The following is a 5,716-nucleotide window of genomic DNA, read 5'->3' as shown; positions in this document are numbered from 1 at the left end:
CCTCCGGCTCGATGCCCCTGACCTGGGCCTGCTCCGCCACCCACCGCAGGTAGGCCAGCCACTCCTCGGACGACCAGCCGTTGCGCCGGCCGACACCCGCCTCGGCGGGGAGCAGGCCGGCCACGACACGGTCGAGAATCAGAGGCTGCACGCCACCCACCCCACGCCGGTAGCCGGCGAAGTAGAGGACCTTCGTGAACAGGCCCGGCCCCAACCACGGCAGCCGCGCCTGGTCGGGGTCAAGAAAACGGCGGTACGCCGACCGCAGCCGGGCCTCGTCGGGTGCCGACATCTCCTCCAGCGCGTACGCCAGGCGTGTGCCGTCCGGATCAGCGTCGAGGGACCTGGTGGCACGCCACGGGCCGTACCCGATGGGTCCGTAAGCCCAGACCAGCACGGCGGTCAGCAGTTGCCGTGGACTCGCGTCGCCGGCTCGGTAGGCGTCGGCGACAGCGAAGACGTCCCGCCGCCACATCTCGCCGCTCGCCGGGAGCATGTCCGGCCAGGCGTCCGGTGGCAGCCCCGCCCGCCACCGGTCGACCTTCACGTTCACCGGATGCTGCTCGACGTTCGTTGGTCCGCGCATTGTCAGCTCCCCTCGTATGGCGCCCTCCATCGGGACGCTATGACCGAGGCTCTTCACTGACCGCCCGCTGACGGCATATCGCGGTATCAAGCGCGGAAGTCGCCGGTGCTGAGGTTGCTGAATCCGCCATCCGCAGATCATCGGTGCGGCTCATCAGCTCGTGGTCTTCGCGCCGATCAGAGGATGGCGAGGATCTGCAGCGGACGGGAAGCATGGTCAGATGGCCAAGGCCAGTGCCACTCCATCAACCGTCCGAACTGCATGCCGGGGAGAGGTCCGTTGAAGGCGAACGAAACGACCGTGCGGAGCCTGCTGCAAGGGGAACTCCAGTATGTGGTGCCGCTCTACCAACGGCGCTACAGCTGGAAGAGGGAGGACCTGACTCGCCTTTGGTCAGACTTGACGCGGGTCGCTCGGGGAGGCTCTACCTCCCACTTCCTCGGATCGCTCGTCCTCGCCCCCAGTCCATTGAATACTCCCGGAGGCGTGCAGAGCTGGTTGGTCGTCGATGGGCAGCAGCGGCTGACGACGTTGAGCATCTTGCTCTGCGCAATCCGTGACCACGTTCGGGGTACCGACGATCGACTGGCCCAGAAAATCGATGACCTCTACCTGTTCAACAAGTACGCCTCTGGGTCAGAGCGATACACACTCCTGCCAACGAAGGCAGATCGAGCGGCATGGGTAGCACTTCTGGAGCGGACCCCAGACGCAGGCGGCGAGGATCGCATCGGCAACGCGTATCACTTCTTCCGAGCCGCGCTTGTAGAAGCAGACGACCCAGATGACGACCAAGACATCACCCGCATCGAGACCGCCATCGCCGGTCAGCTGACCATCGTGGAGATTGCGGCCCACGCCGATGACAACGTGCACCGGATCTTCGAGTCCTTGAACTACACCGGACAGCCCCTCACGCAGGCGGACTTGCTGCGCAACTATCTCTTCATGCGGCTTCCCACTCAGGGGGATCGGGTATACGAGTTGCAGTGGCTGCCCCTACAGGAACTCCTCACCGACCGCGAACTCGAGGAACTTGTCTGGCTGGACCTGGTGCTGCGCGGGGACGATCGGGCCACCCAGGAGTCCATCTACCAGGCTCAGCAGGAGCGATTGCGGCTACTTCCGGATGAGGCAGCGCTGGAACAGTGGATCGTGGCGCTACATCGCAAGGCCCGCCTCTTCCAGCGGATCCTTGACCCTCGTCTCGAGCCTGATGGAAAAGTTCGCCGAGCCCTGGCTCGCCTCGATCGATGGGGCGTTAGCGTTGTTCACCCAATCGCACTCCATGTGCTGCTGGCACACGAAGCCGGTGCGCTGACCAGCGGTGAAGCCGCTGCCGCTCTGCGTACCGTCGAGAGTTACCTGGTCCGTCGTACGATCGCCGGCATCTCCAGCAACAACAACAACCGACTGCTCATGTCCCTGGTGAAAGAACTTGGCGACGAGACTCCCTCGGCCAAGTCGATCACCAGAGTCCTGTCCAGCCCTCGAAAGCGCTTCCCTACGGACCAACACATCCGCGACGCCGTGCTGGCGAACAGCTTTTACTGGTACGGGCGCGGACACCAACGCACCTACATCCTCCGCTGCCTGGAGGAGGATCACCGACACGGGGAACCGATCGACTTCAGCCAGGCCAAGCTCTCCGTGGAGCATGTCCTCCCTCAGTCGCCGACGGACGAGTGGTGGGACATGCTCCGCGCCGACATGGGAGACCACGAAAGCGTCGAGGAACTACACACCTCGCTCGTCCACACGCTGGGAAACCTGACACTCACCGCGTACAACGCCAAACTCTCGAACGACGGCTTCAGTTCGAAGAAGAAGATCTTGGAGAACAGCGGTCTCGAGATGAACCGACGAATCGCTGCCGAGAGCCGCTGGGGGCGCGAGGAGATCTTTGCCCGCGGCAGGGCTTTGGCGGACCGCATCGTCAACATCTGGCCTGGTCCAGACGAGTCGGCCAACATCCCGCCACCAAACCCGCGCTGGCAGTTGATGAATCAGGTCCTGGCGTCGATCCCGGCGGGGCGATGGACCAGCTATTCGGATGTGGCAGAAGTCATCGGCTCCCACCAGGTGGCTGTTGGAACCCGACTGGGAAGCGTTCGGATAGCCAACGCGCACCGCGTGCTCAAGCTGCACGGCCAAGTGTCGCCGGACTTCCGGTGGACCGACCCAGAACGCACCGACGACCCTCGGGCGACGCTGGAAGCTGAGGGTGTGCGGTTTGATCAATGGGGCCGGGCTGTCGCCGAGCAGCGGATGTCGGCGAGAGAACTTGCAGAAGCCGTAGGCCTTGACACGGATGAGGGCAGAGGAGGGGCCCCTGCTGAGGTCTAGCACCAACGGATATCCGATTCGCAGCAAGTTGCTTCGCACTGGTCGAGACGTACGGCAGGAGGGCGTGCGATTATCGCACCATGACCGAAACCGGCGACTGGATGACAGTCGGCGAGCAGGTACGCCAGACGCGGCTGGGGGCTGGACTTTCTCAGGCCGAGCTGGGGGCGCAACTCGGCCTCGATCGCACAATGATCGCAAAGATCGAGTCGGGTGTTCGACGCGTGGATGCGCTGGAACTGGTCCGGCTCGCGACCGCGCTCGACGTACCCATCGATCATCTGCTGCACCGCCGACCAGCGGTGATCTCGCACCGCGCGGAGGTCATCGCCGAGGACACCGACACAGACGCGGCAAGACGTTCTCAACGCCTGGAGATCGCGCTTGCCTCATGGCTCAGGGACGTTCGCCAACTCCTGGACATCGGCACGCTCACTCTCATTTCTCCTGTCCGCTACCAAGGCGCTGTCACCTCCGACGATGACGCCCGCGCTGCCGCGCGCTGGTTGCGCGACGGGCGGGGCATCGGCACCGAGCCGATCGACACCCTGATGGAGTTCTGTGAGCGCAGCGGCCAGTACGTCCTGATCAGCGACCTTCCGGGCGAAGGCGCATCGATGGTGGACGGCGACCTGGCGGTGTCAGTCGTCAGTGTCGAGGGAGACCCCGGCCGGCGGCGAGCCACCGCCGCCCACGAATTGGGCCACATGGTGCTGGGCGACGAATATTCCAGCGATCTGGCGGTACACGTGTCCCGCGCGGATCGGGAAAGCCTGATCAACGCCTTTGCCGCTGAGTTGCTCCTCCCGGTCGCCGCATTCGGCGACGTCATCGGCCGCCCGGCTTCTCGGGAAGATCTGATCAGGCTCACGGCGCGCTACCGCACGTCGTGGTCACTTGCGGTACGCCAGGCGGAGCGTGCTGGCTGGCTCGACGTGTCGTCGGCCCGCTGGTGCCGAACCACGCCAACCCGGGCGGAGATCATGGATGCGGTTGGCTGGGCGCCGCAACCCGACCTGGACGCGATTCGCGTACCGCCGGGTTATTCGCACGCAGTCATGGAGTCATGGCGCCGCTACCTCGTATCGGATGCCCGCGCGGTCGAACTGCTCCATGGCCAGATCAGCCTGGAGGACCTACCACCACGCGACGAGACAGATCTCGCACCGTGACTGCCACACCCCACGACTCGCTTCTCGTCTTCGACACGACAGTGCTTCACCACTTCGCCCTGGCTGACCGGCTCGATGTGCTGGCCGACCTGGTTGCGGGACAGCGCGTGGCGACAACGGCTGTGGTGCTGGACGAGCTTCGCACGAACTCCGAGCGGGAGCGCGCGCTGACCGCAGCACTGGAACTTGACTGGGTCGACGTCATCGCGCTCGACACGATCACCGAACTCAATTGCTTCGCAGCCTGGGTTCGTCGGATTGGCGCTGGCAGACGGGACCTGGGCGAGGCCTCCGTGTTCGCGGCGGCGGAAATTCACCAGGGGACGGCCATCACCGACGATCGCACGGCAACCAAGGTCGGTCGCCGATACGGCCTTGAGGTGCACGGCACGATCTGGTTGTTGGCAGAGAGATGCCGGTCCGGCAGGCTCACCGAGGTCAACGCCGGCGCAATCATCGACGCCCTACGAGAGACGCAGCATCGGCTCCCCTGCACCGGGGCCGAATTCCCCTCGTACGCCCGGAAGGCTGGCATCCTCCCACTCCCGTCCGCACACATACCAGGCCCGACGCGACCGCCGACCGGTGCGTCCGTTCGTGCCCAGGATTAGTACCTTCAACGGTGTGGCCGCCCCGCGCGGTCGCGGGACGGCCACACGTACCGCGCGTTGCTATGCCGTGGCGCAGATGGCGTACGCCGTGTCGGACCAGTTCCCGGCGAACGCGTCCTCCTCGTACGCGCCGGATGCGACGGATGTCGGCGCGGTGGCGGGGCCGCCGTTGGGGCGGAAGTCGTCCACGATGCCCTCGCCGGTCACCCCGTTCAGCTCGTAGCCGGCACCGGTCAGCACCTTCCCGACCGGGCAGGTCGCCGTGACGCTGCGGAAGTCGAGGGAGTTGCTGGCTCCCACCGTGGACGCCCGCACCAGGCCGAGGAGCGGGTTCGCGCAGATGGCGTACGCGGTCACCGACCAGTTGAGGGTCGTCGCGTCCGACTCGTACGCGCCGACGGTGACGGCGGTCGGCGCCGCGGCGACGCCACCGTTGGGGCGGAAGTCGTCGACAACGCCTTCACCTGTGACGCCGTTCAGTTCGTAGCCCGTGCCGGTCAGCACCTTGCCGGCCGGGCAGGTCGCCGTGGTCGAGTGGTAGTCGGTCGAGTTGCTGGCGCCGACGGTGGACACCCGCACCAGGCCGGGCACCGGGTTGGCGCAGATCGCGTACGCCGTGACGGACCAGTTCCCGGCGAACGCCTCCGTCTCGTACGCGCCGACGGTGACTGCTGTCGGGGCGGTGGCCGGGCCACCGTTGGGGCGCAGGTCGTCGACGACACCTTCGCCGGTGACGCCGTTCAGTTCGTAGCCGGTGCCGGTGAGCACCTTTCCCGCCGGGCAGGTCGCCGTGGCGCTGTGGAAGTCCGCCGAGTCGCTGACGCTTGTCGCGGCGACCCGCACCAGGCCGGGGACCGCGGCGGACGCCGGGCTCGCCGGGGCGACCACCGCCGCGACCACGACGAGACCCAGCACGAGTACGACAGCGCGGGCTTGTTTCTGGGTACGCATATGTTTCTCCCGTCTGAGGCCCGATCAGCGGGTGTCGTACCGCCGACATC

The 5,716-nt window shown here is 66.1% G+C and carries 5 protein-coding genes; 3 read left to right on the top strand and 2 right to left on the bottom strand.

The annotated features are described in order from the left end of the window. A partial coding sequence (locus ACWCO3_RS30390; RefSeq protein WP_450013306.1) for an 8-oxoguanine DNA glycosylase OGG fold protein occupies nucleotides 1–586 on the bottom strand: 586 nt, incomplete at its 3' end. Between the two features lie 183 nt (nucleotides 587–769). Between ACWCO3_RS30390 and ACWCO3_RS30385 the strand changes: the two genes are divergently transcribed. The 3 genes from ACWCO3_RS30385 (at nucleotide 770) to ACWCO3_RS30375 (ending at nucleotide 4,715) form a co-directional block, all read left to right on the top strand. Continuing rightward, nucleotides 770–2,932, top strand: a complete 2,163-nt coding sequence (locus ACWCO3_RS30385) for a GmrSD restriction endonuclease domain-containing protein (RefSeq protein ID WP_450013304.1) — start codon at nucleotides 770–772, stop codon at nucleotides 2,930–2,932. Nucleotides 2,933–3,012: 80 nt separating this feature from the next. Continuing rightward, a complete protein-coding gene (locus ACWCO3_RS30380) occupies nucleotides 3,013–4,104 on the top strand; it encodes a helix-turn-helix domain-containing protein (protein WP_358049128.1) in 1,092 nt (363 codons plus the stop codon). Next, nucleotides 4,101–4,715: a hypothetical protein gene (locus ACWCO3_RS30375; protein WP_358161701.1), complete on the top strand. Its 615-nt coding sequence runs from the start codon at nucleotides 4,101–4,103 to the stop codon at nucleotides 4,713–4,715. The genes ACWCO3_RS30380 and ACWCO3_RS30375 overlap by 4 nt, the downstream gene beginning before the upstream one ends. Nucleotides 4,716–4,775: 60 nt before the next feature. On the opposite strand, the gene ACWCO3_RS30370 is transcribed toward ACWCO3_RS30375, so the two are convergent. Further along, nucleotides 4,776–5,666: a hypothetical protein gene (locus ACWCO3_RS30370; protein ID WP_358049130.1), complete on the bottom strand. Its 891-nt coding sequence runs from the start codon at nucleotides 5,664–5,666 to the stop codon at nucleotides 4,776–4,778. Between the last annotated feature and the right edge of the window lie 50 nt (nucleotides 5,667–5,716).

This window comes from Micromonospora sp. NPDC002411 (assembly GCF_053592955.1).
Note: the sequence above shows the minus strand (reverse complement) of the source record. Positions and strands in the feature narration are given on the sequence as shown.

Bases quoted from the DNA above. Each gene is read 5' to 3' on its own strand.
- ACWCO3_RS30385 (WP_450013304.1), top strand. From the start codon at position 770: ATGGCGAGGATCTGCAGCGGACGGGAAGCATGGTCAGATGGCCAAGGC.
- ACWCO3_RS30370 (WP_358049130.1), bottom strand. From the start codon at position 5,666: ATGCGTACCCAGAAACAAGCCCGCGCTGTCGTACTCGTGCTGGGTCTC.
- ACWCO3_RS30380 (WP_358049128.1), top strand. From the start codon at position 3,013: ATGACCGAAACCGGCGACTGGATGACAGTCGGCGAGCAGGTACGCCAG.